The 20,243-nt window shown below is 36.8% G+C and carries 19 protein-coding genes; 14 read left to right on the forward strand and 5 right to left on the reverse strand.

Annotation, left to right across the window (positions count from 1 at the left end; all coding sequences use genetic code 11):
- The first annotated feature begins 257 nt into the window (after positions 1-257).
- The 10 genes from PZ892_RS00440 (at position 258) to gldM (ending at position 13,922) form a co-directional block, all read left to right on the forward strand.
- Entirely contained in the window at positions 258-3,410 is a 3,153-nt protein-coding gene (locus tag PZ892_RS00440) for a SusC/RagA family TonB-linked outer membrane protein (RefSeq protein WP_277711913.1), read from the forward strand.
- A gap of 10 nt (positions 3,411-3,420) precedes the next feature.
- Entirely contained in the window at positions 3,421-4,869 is a 1,449-nt protein-coding gene (locus tag PZ892_RS00445; RefSeq protein ID WP_277711915.1) for a RagB/SusD family nutrient uptake outer membrane protein, read from the forward strand.
- A gap of 4 nt (positions 4,870-4,873) precedes the next feature.
- Positions 4,874-5,563 carry a fasciclin domain-containing protein gene (locus PZ892_RS00450; RefSeq protein ID WP_277711916.1) on the forward strand — a complete coding sequence of 230 codons (690 nt, stop codon included), beginning with the start codon at positions 4,874-4,876 and terminating at the stop codon, positions 5,561-5,563.
- A 2-nt stretch (positions 5,564-5,565) separates the two neighbouring features.
- Positions 5,566-6,564 (forward strand): DUF5007 domain-containing protein, encoded by a 999-nt coding sequence (locus tag PZ892_RS00455; RefSeq protein ID WP_277711917.1) that lies wholly within the window; start codon positions 5,566-5,568, stop codon positions 6,562-6,564.
- 198 nt (positions 6,565-6,762) lie between these two features.
- The gene (locus tag PZ892_RS00460) at positions 6,763-7,740 is read left to right on the forward strand and encodes a hypothetical protein (RefSeq protein ID WP_277711918.1); all 978 of its coding nucleotides are present in this window, start codon (positions 6,763-6,765) and stop codon (positions 7,738-7,740) included.
- Between the two features lie 526 nt (positions 7,741-8,266).
- Positions 8,267-8,953, forward strand: a complete 687-nt coding sequence (locus tag PZ892_RS00465; RefSeq protein ID WP_277711919.1) for an outer membrane beta-barrel protein — start codon at positions 8,267-8,269, stop codon at positions 8,951-8,953.
- A 53-nt stretch (positions 8,954-9,006) separates the two neighbouring features.
- Positions 9,007-10,293, forward strand: a complete 1,287-nt coding sequence (locus PZ892_RS00470) for an SUMF1/EgtB/PvdO family nonheme iron enzyme (RefSeq protein ID WP_169715201.1) — start codon at positions 9,007-9,009, stop codon at positions 10,291-10,293.
- 33 nt (positions 10,294-10,326) lie between these two features.
- Positions 10,327-11,502, forward strand: coding sequence for a gliding motility protein GldN (gene gldN / locus PZ892_RS00475; protein ID WP_277711921.1), 1,176 nt, complete (start codon positions 10,327-10,329; stop codon positions 11,500-11,502).
- A gap of 44 nt (positions 11,503-11,546) precedes the next feature.
- Positions 11,547-12,359, forward strand: a complete 813-nt coding sequence (gene gldL, locus PZ892_RS00480) for a gliding motility protein GldL (RefSeq protein WP_094257526.1) — start codon at positions 11,547-11,549, stop codon at positions 12,357-12,359.
- A gap of 30 nt (positions 12,360-12,389) precedes the next feature.
- Positions 12,390-13,922, forward strand: coding sequence for a gliding motility protein GldM (gene gldM, locus PZ892_RS00485; RefSeq protein ID WP_094257527.1), 1,533 nt, complete (start codon positions 12,390-12,392; stop codon positions 13,920-13,922).
- A gap of 47 nt (positions 13,923-13,969) precedes the next feature.
- Here gldM and PZ892_RS00490 read toward each other — a convergent pair whose 3' ends face one another.
- A complete protein-coding gene (locus PZ892_RS00490) occupies positions 13,970-14,869 on the reverse strand; it encodes a response regulator transcription factor (RefSeq protein ID WP_094281293.1) in 900 nt (299 codons plus the stop codon).
- Positions 14,870-15,455: 586 nt separating this feature from the next.
- Here PZ892_RS00490 and PZ892_RS00495 point away from each other — a divergent pair.
- The 4 genes from PZ892_RS00495 to PZ892_RS00510 all read left to right on the forward strand — a co-directional run bounded on the left by PZ892_RS00495 (position 15,456) and on the right by PZ892_RS00510 (position 17,792).
- Positions 15,456-16,193: a DUF2071 domain-containing protein gene (locus tag PZ892_RS00495; RefSeq protein WP_182497828.1), complete on the forward strand. Its 738-nt coding sequence runs from the start codon at positions 15,456-15,458 to the stop codon at positions 16,191-16,193.
- The gene (locus PZ892_RS00500) at positions 16,187-16,939 is read left to right on the forward strand and encodes a methyltransferase domain-containing protein (RefSeq protein WP_277711924.1); all 753 of its coding nucleotides are present in this window, start codon (positions 16,187-16,189) and stop codon (positions 16,937-16,939) included. Before PZ892_RS00495 ends, PZ892_RS00500 begins: the two co-directional genes overlap by 7 nt.
- A gap of 106 nt (positions 16,940-17,045) precedes the next feature.
- A complete protein-coding gene (locus PZ892_RS00505; RefSeq protein WP_218823978.1) occupies positions 17,046-17,327 on the forward strand; it encodes a hypothetical protein in 282 nt (93 codons plus the stop codon).
- A gap of 207 nt (positions 17,328-17,534) precedes the next feature.
- The gene (locus PZ892_RS00510; protein WP_094257532.1) at positions 17,535-17,792 is read left to right on the forward strand and encodes a hypothetical protein; all 258 of its coding nucleotides are present in this window, start codon (positions 17,535-17,537) and stop codon (positions 17,790-17,792) included.
- Positions 17,793-17,861: 69 nt separating this feature from the next.
- Here PZ892_RS00510 and PZ892_RS00515 read toward each other — a convergent pair whose 3' ends face one another.
- The 4 genes from PZ892_RS00515 to PZ892_RS00530 are packed head-to-tail and all read right to left on the reverse strand — an operon-like array spanning position 17,862 to position 20,084.
- A complete protein-coding gene (locus tag PZ892_RS00515; protein ID WP_277711926.1) occupies positions 17,862-18,755 on the reverse strand; it encodes a hypothetical protein in 894 nt (297 codons plus the stop codon).
- A gap of 27 nt (positions 18,756-18,782) precedes the next feature.
- Entirely contained in the window at positions 18,783-19,310 is a 528-nt protein-coding gene (locus PZ892_RS00520; protein WP_277711927.1) for a hypothetical protein, read from the reverse strand.
- Between the two features lie 10 nt (positions 19,311-19,320).
- The gene (locus tag PZ892_RS00525) at positions 19,321-19,743 is read right to left on the reverse strand and encodes a DUF3592 domain-containing protein (protein ID WP_094281305.1); all 423 of its coding nucleotides are present in this window, start codon (positions 19,741-19,743) and stop codon (positions 19,321-19,323) included.
- Between the two features lie 2 nt (positions 19,744-19,745).
- Positions 19,746-20,084, reverse strand: a complete 339-nt coding sequence (locus PZ892_RS00530) for a DUF4870 domain-containing protein (protein ID WP_277711928.1) — start codon at positions 20,082-20,084, stop codon at positions 19,746-19,748.
- Positions 20,085-20,243: the final 159 nt, after the last annotated feature.

A 20,243-nucleotide genomic window follows, 5' to 3' on the forward strand; every position in this document is an offset into this window, starting at 1 on the left:
TAAAAGTATTTTATCCTAATTTTCGTCAATCGCAAAGATTGTGGATAATTCTTTTAGACTTCATTACAAAACAGCTAGAATCCTTACTAAAATGTGAAAATTGTGCAATCGATTGTGTTAAAATTACGCAAACGTTTGAGAGACACTTAAAACCAATAATCGCAGGTTATAGCCTATTTTGAGGGAATTAGAAAGTTAAAATATGTTAAAGTTGTGAATATATTTGCCACTATCGGAAACCATAATACCCCTATACTATGATGAGAAATCTACTGACCATTATCGGGTTCTTAATTTTCCATTCTACCCTCTTTGCACAATCGAATGTGATTAATGGTAGTGTGGTAAATGCAGATGGAGCGCCTGTTCAAAGTATTACCATTACTGAGAAAGGGACCAGCAATAGAACCTCGACGGATTCACAAGGAAAGTTTTCAATTACATTGAGAAATTTTCCAGCAACGATAGTCGCAACAGGAATTGGCTATAAGAATAGCGAAATTTCAATTACAAACTTAAACCCAGTCAGCATCAGTCTTCAGGAAGATGGAGCTGTCGTGGATGAGGTCATTGTTGTTGGTTATCAGCAGCAATCAACTCGCAAAACAACCAGTTCGGTTCAAATTATTTCTGGAAAAGATATTGAGAACATGGCTGCACCGAGTTTCGAGAGTTTACTTCAAGGACGTGTTTCCGGAGTAAACATCCAAAGCTTTACGGGTGAGCCAGGGGCAAGAAATACATTTACCGTACGTGGTAACTCAACCTTGTCTCCAGATTTGAACTCTGAAATCGATTTGGCGAATACAATGAGTTCACCGTTATACATCATCGATGGAATGCCGATGTCTGTAACGGATTTAGCAACCTCCTCAGCAACTGGAACAAACTACATTGCCGGAATCAACATCAATGATATCGAAAGTATCGTGGTGCAAAAAGATGCTGCTGCAACTGCCGTTTGGGGTTCTCGTGGTGCAAATGGGGTTATCATTATTAAAACAAAAACCGGTCGTTCAGGAAAACCTCAAATCAGACTTTCCTACTACAAAGGATTGACACAAAGACCTGAGCTACAAAAAACTTTGTTGGGAGCAACTGAAAGAAGAACAAAACTGGATATCTTAAACCAGTATGCGAACCATAACCAACTTGGAGGCCTTACTCAACCTTTGACAGACAGTTTAAACAGTAGTTTTAATAATGCTACTGACTGGCAAAGCCTATTCTACCAATCCGGAAATATTGATAACGTGGATGGTAGTATTGCTGGTGGATCGGAAATCGTGAATTATCGTTTATCCCTTGGCTATTATAACGAAGAAGGTATTGTTCGTCAAACTGGATTCAAAAGATATTCATTACGCGGTAACTTCGGTTTTAAATTAGCGCCTTTCTTGCGTTCAGACCTGACTTTCTCTACTTCTCGCATGGATAGAAAAAGAGGTTTAGGACGTGGAATCAATCAGGTTGTACCTATCGACCAAGGAAGTATGCCTTCATCTTTCGTACAACTATCAGACTTGGACTATGCATTCTACATGGGTCAGTACGATAAGCTATTGGATGACAATAAAACTGATATCTTGAATATATTCTCAAAAACATATGTTGATATCGTCCCAGGATTACAATATTCATTTGAAGCATCCTTGCAAGCGAATTTTGATAGCCGAGATCAATTCCAACCTCGTGAATTGAATCAAGGAGTGAACTTCGCTTCTGCAAATAAAAACAATGCATTCGTTTACAACTTGGCGAATGTCTTGAACTACTCTAAGGTTTTAAATAACGACCATACCTTCACCTTAACTGGAATTCAATCATTCCAATATGATGATTACAGATCAAGTTATATCTATGGTGAAAACCTTCCAACGGATGATATCCATGTTGTTCAAGGGGTGGCACAAAAGAACTTAGCCGCAAATTCTAATATCAGAAAATCAGGGTTAGTATCCTTTATGGGTCAGTTTGCTTACGATTATAAGAGCAAATATATCTTTAACGCTTCTTGGAGAGCAGATGCTTCTTCTCGTTTTGGTAAAAACACAAAATGGGGATATTTCCCTTCGGGATCCCTTGCTTGGGTTGCTTCTGAAGAAGAATTCCTTAAGGATATTTCATGGTTAAACTTCTTGAAATTCAGAGGTAGCTGGGGTCTTTCAGGATCTCTTCCTCAGGATTTCTACGCTCCATTCAATGTGTGGGACCTAAATACTTCTACATATGATGGTGGTAGTGTTGCGACACCTTCATTCCAAAAACCATTGACATTACCAAACTTGACTTGGAATAAGTCTGAGCAAGTGAACCTTGGTTTTGATTTAAGATTATTTAATGATCGTTTGACCGTAACTATGGATGCTTATAGAAAGATTACAAAAGATCCTATTCTTTCTTTCCCATTCCAGTTCTATACAGGCTACACCAAATTATCATATAACGTTCCAATGACTATCTATAATGAAGGTTTTGATGTGACCATTGCAACGCGTAATATGGCGAGTACAAGTCCAGTACAATGGAATACCAACTTGAACTTAACCTTCAATAAAAACACAATTGGATCATTGCCATTTGGTGATAAAGGGTTCTATGCTGATTCTTATGGCTATAACCAATCTTTATTCTATCGTGTGGGTAGTCCAATTTATCAATGGGCTCAGATGCTTTACCAAGGTGTTTACAACCAAGCGGATCAAATCCCTGTTAACCCGATTACTGGTAAATTATTGACCTACTTTAAAAATAACTATCCGGTTAAACCAGGATATCCTCATTGGGCAGATGTAAACGGGGATTATGATGTATGGAGTGATTCTGATAAAGGAGCTGCTGATGGTGACTTGGTTCCAACTGGAAATCCAAACCCTAGGTTAACAGGTGGTCTTTACAATGAGATCAACTATAAAAACTTTTCGGTTGGTATCTTAGGGACATTCACTATTGGAAGAGATATTATCAATACTCTAAAAAGTAACCAATATAATGGCTTTGGTGGTAATGTATTCAATTTTACCAACAGAAGACTTCCTGATCTGGATGGGGTTGATTATTGGACTCCTGAAAAGGCACAAGACCCTAATTATGAAGCCAACTTCCCTTCAATTAGTCCTTATCAAGGTTACTTTTATCAGTTTTTCCCATTCAGTACAATGTGGAATGAAAACGGAAGCTACTTCAAAGTTAAAACCATCACCTTGGGATATTTACTACCTCAAGACATGATTAAAAGCTTCGGAATTGGTTTAAGTAATGTGAGATTCTATGCAATGTTAGATAATATGTTGACCATCCAAAAAGCAAGAGTGCCAGATGCGGAACTTGTAACTCCACAAGGAGAATATAGTGGTGGAGCATATCCTTTGCCTAAGAAATATACATTGGGTGTAGAAATTAACTTTTAAAGAGAACACAATGAAATTAAGTTATATAAAAAAGGCTTGTTGTTATCTGCTTGTAGCGGCTAGCTTAAGTTCATGTCAGAAATATATTGATTTAGAACCAGAAAATAGCACTTATGATGAAGTGTTTTGGAAAGATGCGGAGAACATTTCAAAGGCAACCAACGGAGCATACTTCCTCCTAAGAAATGCTTTAAGAATGGAACGTTCTTATTTTATCTTCGGTGATATTGCTGCCGGCAACTTTAAAGTTGGTAGTGATCACTGGAACATGACATCTTTCAGTAAATCCGGTAATTTTAATTTCCACTATGCACCTTATTTAGAAAGTGCGCTTTGGAACTGGACGAGATTTTATGAGATTATAAATCAAGCCAATAGAATTATTGAAAATACACCTTTGATTCCGGATGAGAATTTCTCTGCTGGTGCCAAGGAAAAGAATGCTTTGATTGCTGAGGCACATTTTATTCGTGCGTATGTCAACTTTTATATGCAACGTGTATGGGGAGATGTTCTATTAATCAAAGAAAGCTATAAAGATCCTCAAAACATCCCTCCGGTGGCTAGATCCTCGCAGAAAGAAACGATGGAATTCTGTATTGCAGACCTAAAATTCGCGATTGATAACTTGGATAATAGTACAAAAACCAAAGCCTCCAAAGGTGCTGCACAAGCATTGCTGGCGCATGTTTATGCATGGCAACACGATTATGTGAATGCAGAAAAACTGAGTACAGATGTTATTAATGGAGGATATTCCTTAGAGTCCTCAGAAGATATACGCAATATCTGGGCTGGTGGTTCAAAGGAATCCATCTTCGAGCTTAACATGCTTTACTCTGAGTCAGGTGGTGAAAATGACAGAAATTTCTTCAATATCTTCCTAACGGACCCTGTAGTTAAAGGAAAAGGAAAAGGTAGTGCTTGGACTTTGGATGTAGATTTTAAAGAAAGTTATTTTGAAGATGCGGAAGCGAGATTTGATTCTGTATTTAGAAAAGGTGACGGTAGTACTGAATTTTATCTTCGTAAATATGATAATGTTAAATATTTCGAGCCGGGAAGAACGGATATCTATGCGGTAAGTAATAACTTGGTTATTTACCGTTTAGCAGATATCTATCTTTTAAGAGCGGAATCATATTTCAAAAATGGTAAAACACAATTGGCATTGGATGATTTAAATCGTATCCGTGAGCGTGCTGGTTTGGAGAAACTTGGTTCAGCGGGTTCTGACTTATTTACTGAAATCTTTAAGGAAAGAAGAAGAGAATTAATTGGTGAAGGTTCTGCTCAATTTGATGTGATCAGAATGGGATTCCTAAATAAATTGGAGTTTGAAGATTATTACACTGAATCCCGTATCAATGCCCAAGGTTATTATTGGCCATTAGATATGCGCGCATTATTGCCACAAGATGAATTATTAACCCAAAACCCTTGGTGGAAAAACAATTAAGATTATGAAAATTCAAAATATATTAATCGGATTACTTGGTTTAGTGTTATCTCTGAGTATCTTTTCATGCAAAAATGACGATTATAAAATCGGTGGAGATCTTCATGATCCTAACGTAAACATGAGCACCTACGATTTTTTGAAAAGTAATAGGTACGGTATGTTTGATACCCTATTATTGCTTGTAGATAAAGCCGGATTAAAGGAAAAATTAAATCAATCCAATAAAACGTTCTTTGTTCCTTCAGATTATGCAATCAATAATTATGTGCTTGCAAGAACATTGGAGATTCAAAAAATCGACCCATTTAAGAAATGGACTGTAGACTCAATAATGAAATATGAAATGGCTCGTTTTGCTGATTCATTAAATATTTATTTTGTCAATCAGCCGATCGTGAATGATGATTTAAATGCTCAAGGTAAAATTTATAAAAACTTGAAGAATAATGAGGTTGTAGTTTCCTATGAGGAGACAGATGATGAGGCATTAGGGTATAACTCAAATTCTTCGACAAAGCCAAAATTGGTTTATTTTACGTATTTATATCAGAAGTTAGATCCTAATTTCGATGTGAGCAAAATCGAATATCCTGTGGGGACCAGAACTTTGGTTCAAACTTCAAACGTTCGCACAACCACTGGAACAGTTCATGTATTGTCCAATTCACATACCTTATTTTATCACAGATAGTTATGAAAAGATCAATTATATATAGTTTGGGCTTATTATTGGGCCTTGGCTTTTCAGCCTGTAAAAAAATTCCTGATGGTAACTTGAGTAATATCATTCGTTATGAAGAGTTGCCAATCGAAGTGCCACAAGGTAGAGATTATGTCTCTACGGCCATAAATCCTGAAGGTTCTACTAAGCCCTTGAAGATTAAAATGTTGAATGTCTATGATAGAGAAACCGGAAAAGATGTAACGGATCTCTTTACTAAAACGTATAAACATAAGGTTTGGAAGGCTCTTTATGATCCGAAGATAGACACCACAATTGCGATGATTGAAGCGAAAAGAATCGACACCATGATTCGTCCAATTAATATCAATCCTGTATCAGGTCAACTGGAAGCAAACTATACCTCCGTTAATCTTCCTATTGGTAAATATAAATTTGACCTTGAAATCGGAAATGCTGTAGAAACCCGTGTATATAAGGGAATTGGTGAATTTGATTTGGTTGAAGCTCCATTCTTTGTTATTGATGCGGTTCGTTCCACGGTCGCTATGAAGGTAGGTGCTGAAACTACTACGAAATTAATCCCGAGCACTAGCGAGCATCAGGTGACAAAGAGAATCTCTGAAGAAGGCAATAAGGTAATCGTGAGAATCGTAGATAAAAATGGCACGCCATTTAATCCTAAGGCAGGAGAAATTGCTAGAAGACCTAATTCAGGTACTCAAGGTGGTTTCTTACAAACAATGCAGGATTATTCCATCGAAACTCAGTTATTTGATGACCGTATGGAGTTTACTTATGGCGTTGTTCCATTTCCTTTAAACTCATTAGGAAACGGATTTAATTATTATTACCGTATTCCTGCTCCTTATGTGCAGTTTGATGATAGCCTTGAACTTCCTTACAATACTTATTCCTGTAATGCAAGGTTCAATTTCAGAACTTTCGCGCCTGGAACTTATCAAATTGATGTTATAGTTCCAATGGTAAAAAGAGTACCCAAAAAATAAATAGTTATAATAAAATTGTAAGCGACCATAGCAGTATGGTCGCTTTTTTTTGCTTCTTTACCATCGCTTAAATATCAAATTCAGCTAACTGAATTATATAAATGAATAAGATTACCTAAAGGTAAAACAGTCTGTTCGTGGGAATTATAACCTAATTTCACATTGGAATCAATAGAGATTCCAGAAAATCACACGAATATGAAATCAATCGTAATCCAAAGAAAATGGTTGTCCATCTGGTTTTTGCCACTCTTGATGCTCCAATTAATATCTTGTTCCAAAGATTCCAATGCCAACCCTGAAGATCAAATTCAACCTGATTTAAAGTTAGGTTTTGATACTAGTTTCGCAACTTTTGGTGATTACCAAAAAAATGATGATAAGGTCTATGTCGATAAAAATCTTCGACAAGTAGATAAAAATAAAGCTGTTTATTATTTAAAAAGAGAGTTATTGGGGCGTGATATCGTTCCTAATGATGATGAAACTGGAAATTACTGGGAAGACCGTAAGTATTTTAAGGGAACACCAGTATTGTTATTCTTTTATGAGTATTATCGTGTTGATAATAATCAACTACACTTTGCTGTCAATGTCTCTGAACTAGAGGGAACTACAACCTATATGTTTCATGGGAAAGCATTGTGGGCCGCTAATAATAAACCTTTAGCGCAAGGAGCTTATTCGATTGGCGAATTAGATGGGGATTTTACGGTGTTTAACCCAAATGGAAGTATAAAAGATCAATTTGGTTTTGACCGCGGAAGAAAGTATTCGAATATGCAAAAGCCCGAAGATGTATATAAACCATTAATAGGAAAATGGGAAGCAAAGGTAGCTCAAGATGGCAATTTTAAATTGGTTACCCAGGTATATGAATTAAATGGGAATGGCTCCATGAACTTTTATTCGATGACCTATTTAGGTGGAGGTGGAGCAACAGCTCAATGGAGGCCTGTCGATGGAGAGCTCATTAAGACCCTTGGGTCATGGAAATATAGTGGGCAATCCTCGAATTCAGGCTCTATGGAGATCTTCTTTAAGGGTAATGGAATATTGAAGGGAAATGTACAGATTATTTCGCCTACACAGTTTAAATTGAAGCCAGTATCTGTCGATGAAAAATTCAAAAATGAGAACTCCATGAATGAACTAATTTTTCAAAAGAAGCAATAATACTATCTTTTATTTCTCTTATTCAATGAATTGAATGGTCAAAAAAGGGAAAATAGGTAAATGTATCCTCAATCTTTTACTGATATTTTCCCTGATATTTCAAATCATGTAGCAAAGGTAGAAAATATACATCCGCAAGTAGAGTTTTATCGATTAACATAAAATTATTATGTATGTGTTTGAACATATTATTCATTACTACATATTATTCGTGTCCAAAAGCACTTCTTAACAAAAATTTAAAAATTATTTTTTATAGTAAATTTTTCTCTTGTTTTTCGGGTGAAATGTTATGTTATTAGCCATTGAGTACATTTTTGCCTACAATTCTGTTTAGGGAATTTCGATCCAAACCTCCTAATAAATCCAGCTAAGTCATCTTTTGGTAAGATTCTTGTGACCAAAAATACGGTCGAAATTTTTCGACTTGATAATTTTGTGCCCTCAATTTTGTAGAAGTTATAATAAAAGGGGCCAAAATTCGTCTAAATAATAATGTGTTGTATTGCTAACAAGTATTCTAAACATGAAAAAAACTATTTTTTCCTTACTATTATTTGCAGTTTTTGGTTTTAACTCAGCGCAAGCACAATTTTCGCGTCCGCTTAGCGTAGGAATAGGTGCAGGACCTACCATTAACTTGACCGATTTGGCCAATGTCGAAACCAATTTAGCAGGTCATATTGATGTGGATGGTTTAATTACTCCGTTTATCTCGGCTGGTATTCATGCTGAAAAAGGTGCATTAAGTGGTAATGGTTATGCCAGTACTTTTAAAAATGATTATTATGCTTTTAATGCAAATGCAAAAGTCCGTATTGGTCAATTTATGAACCTACCTGATAATTACAGCTATTTTAATCTTCAAGCTGATCCTTTACATAAAATTCTTGCCAATATCTATATCGGTGCAGGTGCCGGGATGATCAAAAACAATATCACCAATAATATTGCTGCAAATTATCATGACGCTGTAATCAATCAAGGGGGTGAACTCTCAGAAGACCTGGATGGACTCCACTTTGTAGTGCCATTGAATGTAGGTGTAGATTTTCCAATTGGACGTGGACTCTATGGTCCGCAATGGGCTATCAACTTAAATTATCAACATACACTAACGACAAAAGATAATCTTGACGGTGTCATCAATAAGAAAAATGACCACTATAGCTATATCTCCCTAGGAGTAAAATATGCTTTGTTTCAAAGGTAATATCCTATTCAATCATTAACAAAACTGGACAATAATATAAAACAATGGAAAGTATGAAAAGAGTATTCCTCAATCGAATATATACTACCGCTTGTTTATTGCTTGTATTAGCAATAGCAGGTTGTAACTCTTCAAATAATTTTTACAAAGCACCTAAGGTATCTGCATTTAGGGGCGGAAAATTACCAGCTCCTCCGGGCATGGTTTATATACCTTCAGGAACTATCTTATTTAAGGGTTCCCTGGACAGTGGAAATGTTGGGAAAAACGTCAGCTTAAGTGCATTCTTTATTGACGAAACTGAAGTGACCAACAAACAATATCGCCAATTCGTGAATTGGGTGGCAGATTCCATTGCCGTAACTGACTATTTACAAGATGATCAGTATTTCCTGGATATCGCAAGTGAAGATGGCGAAGGAAAAAGGATAGACTGGAAAAAAGTAAAAAGTGTATCTCCGATCTGGATGAGTTCTGACCCTTCAATAGCAGAACAGATTGCTCCTATGTTGGAAATGAAAGGCTCAACACGCGCTTTAAACCCTGAAGTAATCAAATACAGATTTTCATACCTGAAAACGAAAGGGAATTTGAAAAAGGAATATGTAACGGATACTGTATCGGTAGTTCCTGCCGAAGATATCTGGTCAAGGGACTTCCCGAATGCTCAGTTAACTTCCCTAGATGCGAACTATTTTACTCATCAATCTTTTGACTTCTACCCTGTCGTTGGCGTGTCATGGCGTCAAGCTCGTGCCTATTCTGATTGGAGAGGTAAAGAGATGATGGCAAACCTAATGAAGAACTCCTACCTAAGTGGTTACCAACTGACTTTCAGCCTTCCAACCGAAGCGCAATGGCAATATGCTGCTGAGGGTAAAATCGACCCAAGAGATACCATAGCAGGAACAAAATTGACCATTGAAGGTAATGAGGGTAAAGAAAAGCTTGCAGTAAACTATAAACAAGGTGAAGGTACTTATGCTCGCGATGGTGCAACATTTACCCTTCCAGTTAAATCATATACCCCGAATAAATTTGGAGTGTACAATATGGCGGGAAATGTTTCAGAATGGACTTTAGATGCTTATTCACCTTCAGCAATTGCATTTGTAAATGACCTTAACCCAGTGTTATTGTATGATGCTGATGAGAAAGATGCAGATGCATTGAAAAGAAAAGTAGTACGTGGTGGATCATGGAAAGATAATGGTGAGCAATTAAACAGCGAAACCAGAAACTATTCAGTGGATTATGAACCCCATTCATATATAGGTTTTAGATGTGTCATGTCGGCATTTGAGTTGCCAACAGTACAAAGTAAAACTCGAAAATATTAACATCAATCTGTTAACGAATTAAAGATTATTAAAATGAAAAATTGGATGATGGTAGTGGCCATGGCAATTGGAATTTCTCCAATTATGGCACAAAGTATCGATACAATACCTGATAGCACCGTAATTAACCAGACAGTAATCCAAGTGCAGAACGATACAGTGCCGGGAGAGGTTTTGTCTGACACTATACCGACCACTGATGGATTTTATCAAGTCAATAACTTAGAAGACGCCGTTCCATTTGCCTATCCAGAGGTAAATCTTAAAAATATCAGGTTCTACAAGCGTGTATGGCGTGATATCGATTTGAAAGATGAACGTAACTTCATTTATGCAGTCCCGGGAAATTCCTTGATGGAAGTAATCATGAAGGGAATTGAAACCGGAAAACTTACTCCTTACAATCCTGAAGATGATTCTTTTAAAGGAAAGCTTTCCGCGAGTGAGGGGATTGCTAGGTTTGCTGACTCGGTATTGGTTCCCATTTTCGATGATGAAGGAAACCAGATCGACTCCAGAATGACCTTAAACGAATTTAACCCTGAACGTGTAACCAAATTCAGAATCAAAGAAGATATCTTCTTTGATAAACAAAGAGGACGACTTGAAACCCGTATCATCGGGGTTGCTCCTTTAATGGATATCACAACTTCTTCAGAATTGGCAACCTCTGTAGGCTCAACTCCTGCGTTCTGGTTGTACTTCCCGCAATTAAGATATAGCCTGGTTAAAGTTGATATTTCTGACCCTGACCGAGGGCTTTATGATATGACTATGGACGACTTATTCGTCCAAAGGAAGTTTGCTAGTAAAATCGTTCGAGAATCTTCGCCAGGCATGTTACAACAAGCAACCTTCGCCGGAACAGATAGTCTTCAAACAGATAATTCACAAGTCCTGGAGGATAAATTAGATGCTTATAAGAAAAAACTTTGGACTACACCAAAAGGGGTTAAGGCCGAGAAACTGGAAGGTCATGAACAAGACCTGAAAATCGAAGAAGAGCAAAAGAGACAAAAGGAATTGATGGAGCAGCAACACCAGGAACGTCAAAATCAACAACAGCAACAAAGCGAACAGCAGTTGGAAGAATTGTTGAAACAAAGTGAGCAGAGCAATCAAGAAACTGAAAGCACGACGGAAGAAGGTGGGACAGAAGAAGGCTCTTCAAATGAAACGGAAGGTTATAACGAACAAAATCAATTTTAAATCCATAAAAATCCCAACAATATCGGGCAAGCAAAATTTATATTATGAGTAGAAAGAAAGACAATTCAAGATGGCTACATGTTGCCATTTCTTGGGGAGCAAGTATCGTAATTATCGGTGTGTTATTTAAAATTCTCCATCTTGGAGGCTCATGGGCGAACTACATGATTGGATTAGGATTAACCGTGGAGGCGATTCTATTCTTCTTGATGGGTTTCAATCCTCCGCCTCAGGAGCCTGATTGGTCAAGGGTTTACCCTGAATTGGATGAGAAATTCCAAGGTGAATTACCAGTAAGATCTGCTCAAGTAGTAAATAATCCGCAAGGACCTTCTGCAACTGCAGCATTGGATAAAATGTTTGCTGATGCAAACATCGAACCAGCTACCATTGAAAACTTGGGAAGAGGATTACGTGATTTCGGTGAAAAAGTATCTGCTATCAACCGAATCAGCGATGTATCTCTAGCTACAGATGAGTTTACGCAGAAATTAAGATCTGCAACTTCAAAATTTGATAACCTAAGTGTTGCCTTTGAAAAAGCATCAGCGAATTTGGTGGCAATGGCAAATACCAATACGGATACAACTGGCTACCATGAGCAAGTTCAGAACCTGACTTCTAATTTGCGTCAGTTAAATACTATGTATGAAAAAGAGCTTCGCGACTCTTCTACTCACTTGCAGTCCATGAACCATTTCTATGAGAATTTAAGTTTTACAATGAAAAACTTCAATGAATCTTTGGATGACTCCAAAGCTTTCAAAGACGAGGTAAATAAGTTGGCAAAGAACCTCAACGCATTAAATGCCGTATATGGCAATATGTTGAGTGCCATGAATCAACCTCGAGTGTAATTCATCCAAGTAAAATTTTAAAAAAGAAATATGGCATTAGGAAGAGAGACGCCAAGGCAACGGATGATAAACATTCTTTATCTCGTGTTACTTGCCTTGCTCGCATTAAATGTACCCGATTCAATATTGGATGCCTTTAAAAATATCAACAACAGTTTGGAGACTTCAAAATCCAACGTAAATAATTCCGTCCAACAATTGTTTGCGGCATTTGAGAGCACTAAGTTAAAGGATGAACCCGGAAGGGCAAAACCCATATACGATAAAGCTAAGAATGCTCAAGCTATCATTGAGGACCTAAACCAGTACATCAACGGTATTAAGGAAGAATTCGTAAAACAAGGTGGCGGATATGATGAAAAAACCGGCGACCTGAAGATGCGTGAAAACGAAGACATCGCACCTAGTTTAATGATCAACCAGAAGAAAGGTGTTGAATTAAAAGAGAAGATTAACAGTACTCGTTCTAAGTTGTTAGCCTTGTTAACTCCGGAAGAGCAAAAATCTGTTTCATTTTCTCTGGAAGCCAATGACCCGCAAAAGCCCGTAAATGGAAAACGTAAATGGGAAGAGATTAACTTCGGTAGTGGTACGCCTTTAACAGCTGCCATGACCATTCTGACAAAGATCCAAACGGATGCCCAGAATGCGGAATCAGATATGGTGAAATTAATCTTAGGCAAAATGGACCAAGCAGTCGTGAACCTGGATAAATTTGCTGCCGTTGCGGTTGCTCCAACCTCTTACTTGGTACAAGGACAACCTTATGCTGCAGAAGTATTTTTAACAGCTTCAGATTCTAAATCCCAACCTTCTATTTCGGTGAATGGAAATAACCTTGAGGTAGTAGATGGTAAAGGGGTTTACCGAGTTCCTACTAACCAAGAAGGAATCTTTACCTGGTCAGGAGTGATCAAGGTGAAGCAAACGGATGGTTCAATTAAGGAATACCGTACTCCGCAACAAACTTACCAAGTTGCTAGACCATCGGCTGTAGTATCTCCGGATAAGATGAATGTACTTTATATTGGTGTGAATAACCCAATTTCTGTATCGGCACCAGGTACTCCAACGGATAAAATCAAGGTTAGTATGAGTGGCGGTAGCATCAGTGGTTCTGGCGGTAAGTACAATGTCAAGGTTAGTTCTCCTGGTACAGCAAGAATCTCTGTTTCAGCAGAGGTAGCCCCTGGTAAAACACAAACCTTGAGCACAACAGAATTCCGTGTAAAAAGAATTCCGGATCCTATTGCTCAATTTGCTGGTAAAACCGGTGGCTCGATGGCAACTGTAGCAATTAAAGCTCAAAATGCCATCTTCGCAAAATTGGATAATTTTGATTTTGATGCCTCATTTAAGGTGACTAAATTCTCACTTATCATTGCTAAGCCTCGCGCAGATGCGATCGTTCTTTCTACTTCTGGAGGAAGACTAAGCTCAGCAATGCAGTCCGCATTAAATGGAATCACGCCAGGTTCACGTGTAATATTTGATAATATTATCGCCGTAGGACCAGATGGTACTCCTAGACAATTAAACGCAGTTGCTCTAACTGCTAATTAACATAAACAAAAGATGCCCGATTTATCGGGCATCTTTTTTATTTCCTATTAGTTCGCTCCTAAAGTCCTGTACTCATTTGGACTGTTCCCCACGGCATTCTTGAAAAACCTGGAGAAATGTTGTGGATACTTGAACCCAAGGTCATAAGCAATCTCATTAATGCTCTTTTCTCGATCAAACAATAAGTCTTTTGCTTCTTTTATCAACTTTTGATGAATATATTCTTGAGGTGACTTCCCTGTTTCCTTTTTAATAAGATCTCCGAAATAATTTGCTGATAGATACAATTGATCAGCACAATATGCCACGCTTGGGATACCCAGGGTTTTCGGCATTTCAGAATGGAAATATTTATCTAAGAGTTCTTCAAATCGAAATAGAATCCCCTTATTTACATGTTCCCTTGTGATAAATTGACGATCATAGAATCGCTCACAATAATTTAAAAATAATTCAATATTCGAAACGATTAATTGTTTACTGTGTTTATCCATGTTCTGCTCCAATTCATATTCAATTTTCGCAAAGCAATCGAGGATTATGTTTCTTTCTTTCTCGGAAAGGTGTAATGCCTCATTGACCGCATAGGAAAAGAAATGGAGGTCTTTCATTCTTTTCGCTAGGCTTGTACCATTCAATAGATCAGGGTGAAATGCCAAGGCATAGCCTTGCGGTTTATAGGCCTCTGTTCCATTTTCGCCAATTACCTGTCCGGGTGAAACAAAAATCAAGGTCCCTTCCTCATAATCATAATTCTCCAAGCCATACCGTAAATCACCACACTTAACCTTCTTTAAGAATACCAAATAAAAATCATAGCGCATTTTCCGTAAAGTACGGACGTCTGCTTTATCCAAATCAACCACACTTACCAATGGGTGTAAGGTTTGATTCTTGTTGAACGCATTGTATTCGCTAATGTGGTCAAAGATTAATATATCTTGCATAACCCTAATGTTTTTCGTTCGAAAATAACAATCCTAAACTGATTTGGTTCATCGCGGTTGATTATTCAGTAATTATGGTATTTAAAACTGTAATAGATATACGAGTAAAGTTAAATAAGGAGAAATATTGCTATTTTTAATAGATATGCAAGGGTCAATTTCCCTTTGCGTATTCAGGACTTATTAATAGTAAAAATGGATCGAATAAAGCTTTGGAACAATCTCTTAATAACTTGCTTTTCTCTGGTTTGGCTAGTCAACGGTCTTTTTTGTAAGATTCTAAACTTAGTGCCTAGACATCAGCAAATTGTATCTGAAATCCTAGGAGAATCTTTTTCAAGGCCTTTGACACTTGCAATAGGAATTGGAGAGCTGTTTATGGCTATTTGGGTTATTTCAAGGAAATATAGTTCCTTGAGTGCAATAACTCAGATCCTGTTGATTGTTTGCATGAATATCATTGAGTTTATATTTGCTCCCCATTTGTTGCTATGGGGCAAGCTAAATATGGTTTTTGCTTTTTCCTTGGCGGCATTGATCTATTATCAAGCCTTTATTCTTCAACCTCTTGTCGAGAGGAGGAGTAATGCCCTTTAGTTTAAGAAATCATCCTTTTGCAGTAGAGGCTTTCTTTGAGAGCTCTACAATCTTGACTTTTGCAGTTGCAAAGGCTGAGCTGGAGAAATATGTGCCAAAACCGCTCAAACTCGATTTATTTGAAGATAAATGGGCTTTCTTAACCATTGCTATGGTCAACACGAAGAACCTTCGGCCCAAAGGGTTTTTCAAATTCCTTGGTCAGGATTTCTTTCTGATCGGTTATAGAATTTTTGTTAGGTATCAAACCTCGGCAGGAAAAAACTTAAGAGGTCTCTACATCCTCAAATCTGAAACCAACAAATTGAGCATGGAGCTATTGGGAAACTTATTTACTCGATATGCTTATACTACCACTGATATAGAACAAAAGGTAGAAGGAAATACAATGGAAATTAAGTCTATGAAATCGAAGTTTAATTTCAAGTTCTCCAGGCTTTCCGAAAACGAAGTTCAATTGCCTGAATCCTCTGTTTTTCCTTCATGGAAAGAAGCTAGGAGGTTCGTTGGACCTCTTCCTTTCACCTTTGAGATAGATAACAAGAACAATCAAGTATTGATAATTGAGGGAGTACGAGAGAATTGGATTGCAAACCCTATTCAGGTCCTATCTGCGAATTTTGAATTTATAGATAGCTTCGCCTTCGATCATATTCATTTATCCAATGCTTTTGAGATTCGAAATGTTCCATATTCCTGGAAGAAAGGAGTTTTTGATTCATGGTAAAGCGGCTTAAATTTCAAGGAGTCTGGAATATTGTACGGTTCAATTGGCATCAATATGTTTTGTACTTCATTGTCGCAGTAGTACTGTTGCTGGGAGCTGCCTTTTCTTCCACAAGCTTAAGGTTTATCCTTTTGTTGCTGTTGGGCATTTCCTTCCTTCAAGTGCTCCTATCTTTGGTTGTTTCTTATTACGTGTACGACCATTCTGATCTTTATGAGCTAAAACAGGTTGGGGATTTGAACGGGATGAAGGTTCTCAATATCAATGCTGGTTTTGATGAAACCAGTGCGATACTGGAAAACAAATTCCCAGGAATAAATCTTCTAAAAGCTGATTTCTTTAATCCAAAGCAACATACAGAAGTGTCGATTAAACGAGCAAGAAAAGCGTATCCTAATGGACAAGATACAATTGTTGTCGATTCAGTTTCCTTGCCTTTCCATGAAAAAAAGTTTGATAAAGTCATTTGCATATTCTCAGCGCATGAAATTCGTAATCAAGAGGAACGAATTGCTTTTTTAAGCGAAGTATCCAGAGTTACCAAACCTGCTGGAGAAATCTTGATTATGGAACATTTGAGAGACTTGCCTAATTTCATAGCCTATAATATTGGCTTTTTGCATTTTTATTCCAAAAACAATTGGAAAGCTTGTTTTGAAGCCTCTAAATTGAGCCTTCTGAAAGAAGTGAAATCAAACAAGTTTGTTTCTACCTTTAAATTAAAACCCTATGGTCTTCCAAATTAAAATAATCGGGTATCTGTTAATCTTGCTTAGTTGTATACATGTCATCTTTCCCAGGTACTTTAATTGGGAAATAGATCTAGCGCCTCTTCAACTAATAAACAGGTCCATGATGAAGGTTCATACCTTCTTTATTGCATTGACAGTGGGGATGATGGGTTTACTTTGTGTAGTTGAAACTGAGGATTTGTTACAAACGGAATTGGGAAGAAAAATTTGTCTTGGATTAGGAGTTTTTTGGTTCATCAGATTAATCTTTCAACTCTTTATTTACCCTTCTTTGCTCTGGAAAGGGAAAAAATTCGAAACAGTTATTCATGTTCTGGCGATATTATTTTGGTCTTTCCTCGCGTACAGCTTCTTCAGGGGATATTTTACCCCTAATCCTTAACTTCTGAAATACTAATTTGTGTTCTTGTTATTATTAGCTATCGCTTTCATTTATTTTATCTAATTAATTGTTGTTCAAACATTTTTTCATATTTTGCTTTTGGGTAATTGTAACTTTTTGTAAATTTGTAGCTACAAAATGAGAACTAATTCTTAGATTTAATAAATAGTTCACAAAGACGAATCAATTACTTAAAATTTAAGCATCATGGAAAGTAATAGAAACATAGGAGACACATTAAAGGACTTAACGATTCAACGTAAAGTTTCTGTTGCCATTATATTCGGTGGACTCTTGGCAATGTCTATGTTAATTGCTACCGTTGGACTTTTTGTTAAGCAAGATAAAAGTCTGATGCTATCTGTACTAGTTGTGGCAACCATTATGGCTATCATCCCTAGTGTCTTAAAATTGATCAAAATCAATGCACTTCTTAAAACCAGAATGCAATACTTCAGATCATAAAATCAGAAACCTCTTTTACTTTTCTTATTTAATATATATTTAGGGTTTTCCTATCCTAATTCTTTAACCCTATCCCTCTTTTGGTATTGTACTGAAATATAATGGCTGTTTGTCCTTTAGAATATTCCCGCTGTTATCAGAAGGGAGTAATGTAAGGTTTCCGTTCATTTCATCTACTTGATAAACAAAATAGTTATCCCCTTTATTTAGTCCTGCTACATTAATTCCAGCATCCTCTATAGGAATTAAAACCGTATTGTTATCCAGATAGCTTACCTCTAATTCTACCTCTTCATTCAATAGCAAAAAATCCTGGTCTTCTGCGAAAAATAGATTCAATCCATTCTTAATGTAAGAAGGCGGAGTACCATATTTTGCAGCTTCGCTAATCTGACTTAAGGATTTTCCTTTGATGGCATCGGATTTCTTCATTACTAAGGGTTGACCAATGAATTCGGGGTTGAATTTTGGAATCGTAGAGTTAGGATCTAACCATTCGTCAAAAATGCCTACCTCGAATGAAAAAGGGGCATTCTCCTTAAAAAGCACGTAAGGTTCCGAAATTTGAGAATTTCCGGATTTAGCAACAAGCTTCTCTTCCAAGAAAACCGAATACTCCGAATCATTATATCCTATATTGATTGCTTCCAGATCTTTGGGATTATCATATTGGAAAGACAAAGTCAATGAAACTGAGTTTCCATTTTCTTGAACTTGTAAGGATTTATTCTTGAAAGGAGTTAGCTCTTCAACCCAATTTATTTCCTTGTTCTTTAGTTTTAAAAGTTCTTCTGTTTTAGAAACATCCTGTTCTTCACTCGTAGAAATTAGATTATGTTGAGTAATGACAACCTCTTTTTTTTGTGGGTCAATAGAAATTATTGCTTTTTCTGCAACAAGGGTAGGTTGTTCGCGCATGAAGAACGTACCGATAATAATAAAGAATATTTTTACTTCATTCATTTCTCGTAGGAATCTATTAAGATATATCTATTGTAAACTATTTGACAAATTTTCGAACATCGCATTGGCTTCCGCTAATGTGTCTGAGTCAATTTCAGTTGTACGATTAAATCGGGTTAAGCGACCTTGTTTGTCGGAAATTTGAATGTAGGCCATTACTGTTTTATCGCCCCATAAATAATCAAAGATAAATGCCTCTCCCGTGTCATTATTATCCGTATGTGCTGCCAAGTCCTTTATCCAGGATAACATGGGGAGGATTTCAGAATAATTCTCAGAAAACTGTAAACCTAATAAATACCAATGACCATCTTGATAAGCCTGTTTAGCAATAATATGATTATCTTCTAAGATATCTTGCAGGATGTCCCCATTGCTGGGAACATGATAAGCTGGGATATTCTTGAGTTCTGTTTTTGAATACATTTCCCGAGAATCCCACCAATCCAACCAGTTAGAATTTAACGTACTAGCAATTGGTCTAGCCTTTAGGAATCCATCCAAATTCTCTTTCGAAATCCTGACTTTAATATATAATGAACATTGTTCTGACATATCTTAAAATTTAAATCAAACCATATTTGAATAACACGTAACCGCCTCCAATTGTTATCATGGGTAGTGCAAATATCATTAATATAAGCGTTGCAAGGTGTATACCCCAATAGGAAACAATACGGGCAGACTGTGGGTCAGAAGCCTCAAATACAACTGGAACCTGTTCTCCAATTTTATATGTTGCTGGATTGGAACGAAAGTTTGGGCTATAAGAGAAGGTCTTATCCTTATATTTTATCTCCATCACCGGTTGATATAAAATCGAACTGCCTCTATCGTCTCTCGAAGTTACTAATCTATTTTCAATAACTGTAGCATCGCCATAGATTGCCGTTGCCATCATCTTTTTGGTCTTCATATACTGAGCAATGGAAAACCCTAATAATACTAGCCCTAAAATAAGTAGGGACCAATGGATTGCTGCTGACATAATTACTTTTTTCTAGGGTTATCAATAAAATCAAATTTATTCATGAAGTATTCGCCAATGAATGGGAGCGGTTTCTCCACATTGTTAATAGCATGAAGAATGCCAACTATCATTAAAATGAAGATTAATAAGCTACATAAATTGAAAATAAAGGCAACCGATGGGGCCACTGCCATCAGGATAGCCAAAATTAGAACAAAAATGAAGGAGCAAATAATCAAACCTAAACCTTGTTTTAAATGATAGCTACTGAATTGATCGCGATGATCTTTCCCAGCAAAAAATGCTAGTAACCATAATATACCTAAATAGCTTAGTACTGCTTGAACTTTAGAACTCATGATATCCGCGTTTATATTTGATATGTAAAAATACCGACCTAATTGCTGCTGAATTATCCGCCGATTTTATCTCAATTTAAATTTGCTAAACTTTCATCAAAAGGATAACTATCTAATCAACACAATTCGTATACATGCCTTAAAACTTGTATATACAAA

It is taken from the genome of Sphingobacterium sp. WM (assembly GCF_029542465.1).
Lineage (GTDB): Bacteria > Bacteroidota > Bacteroidia > Sphingobacteriales > Sphingobacteriaceae > Sphingobacterium > Sphingobacterium cellulitidis.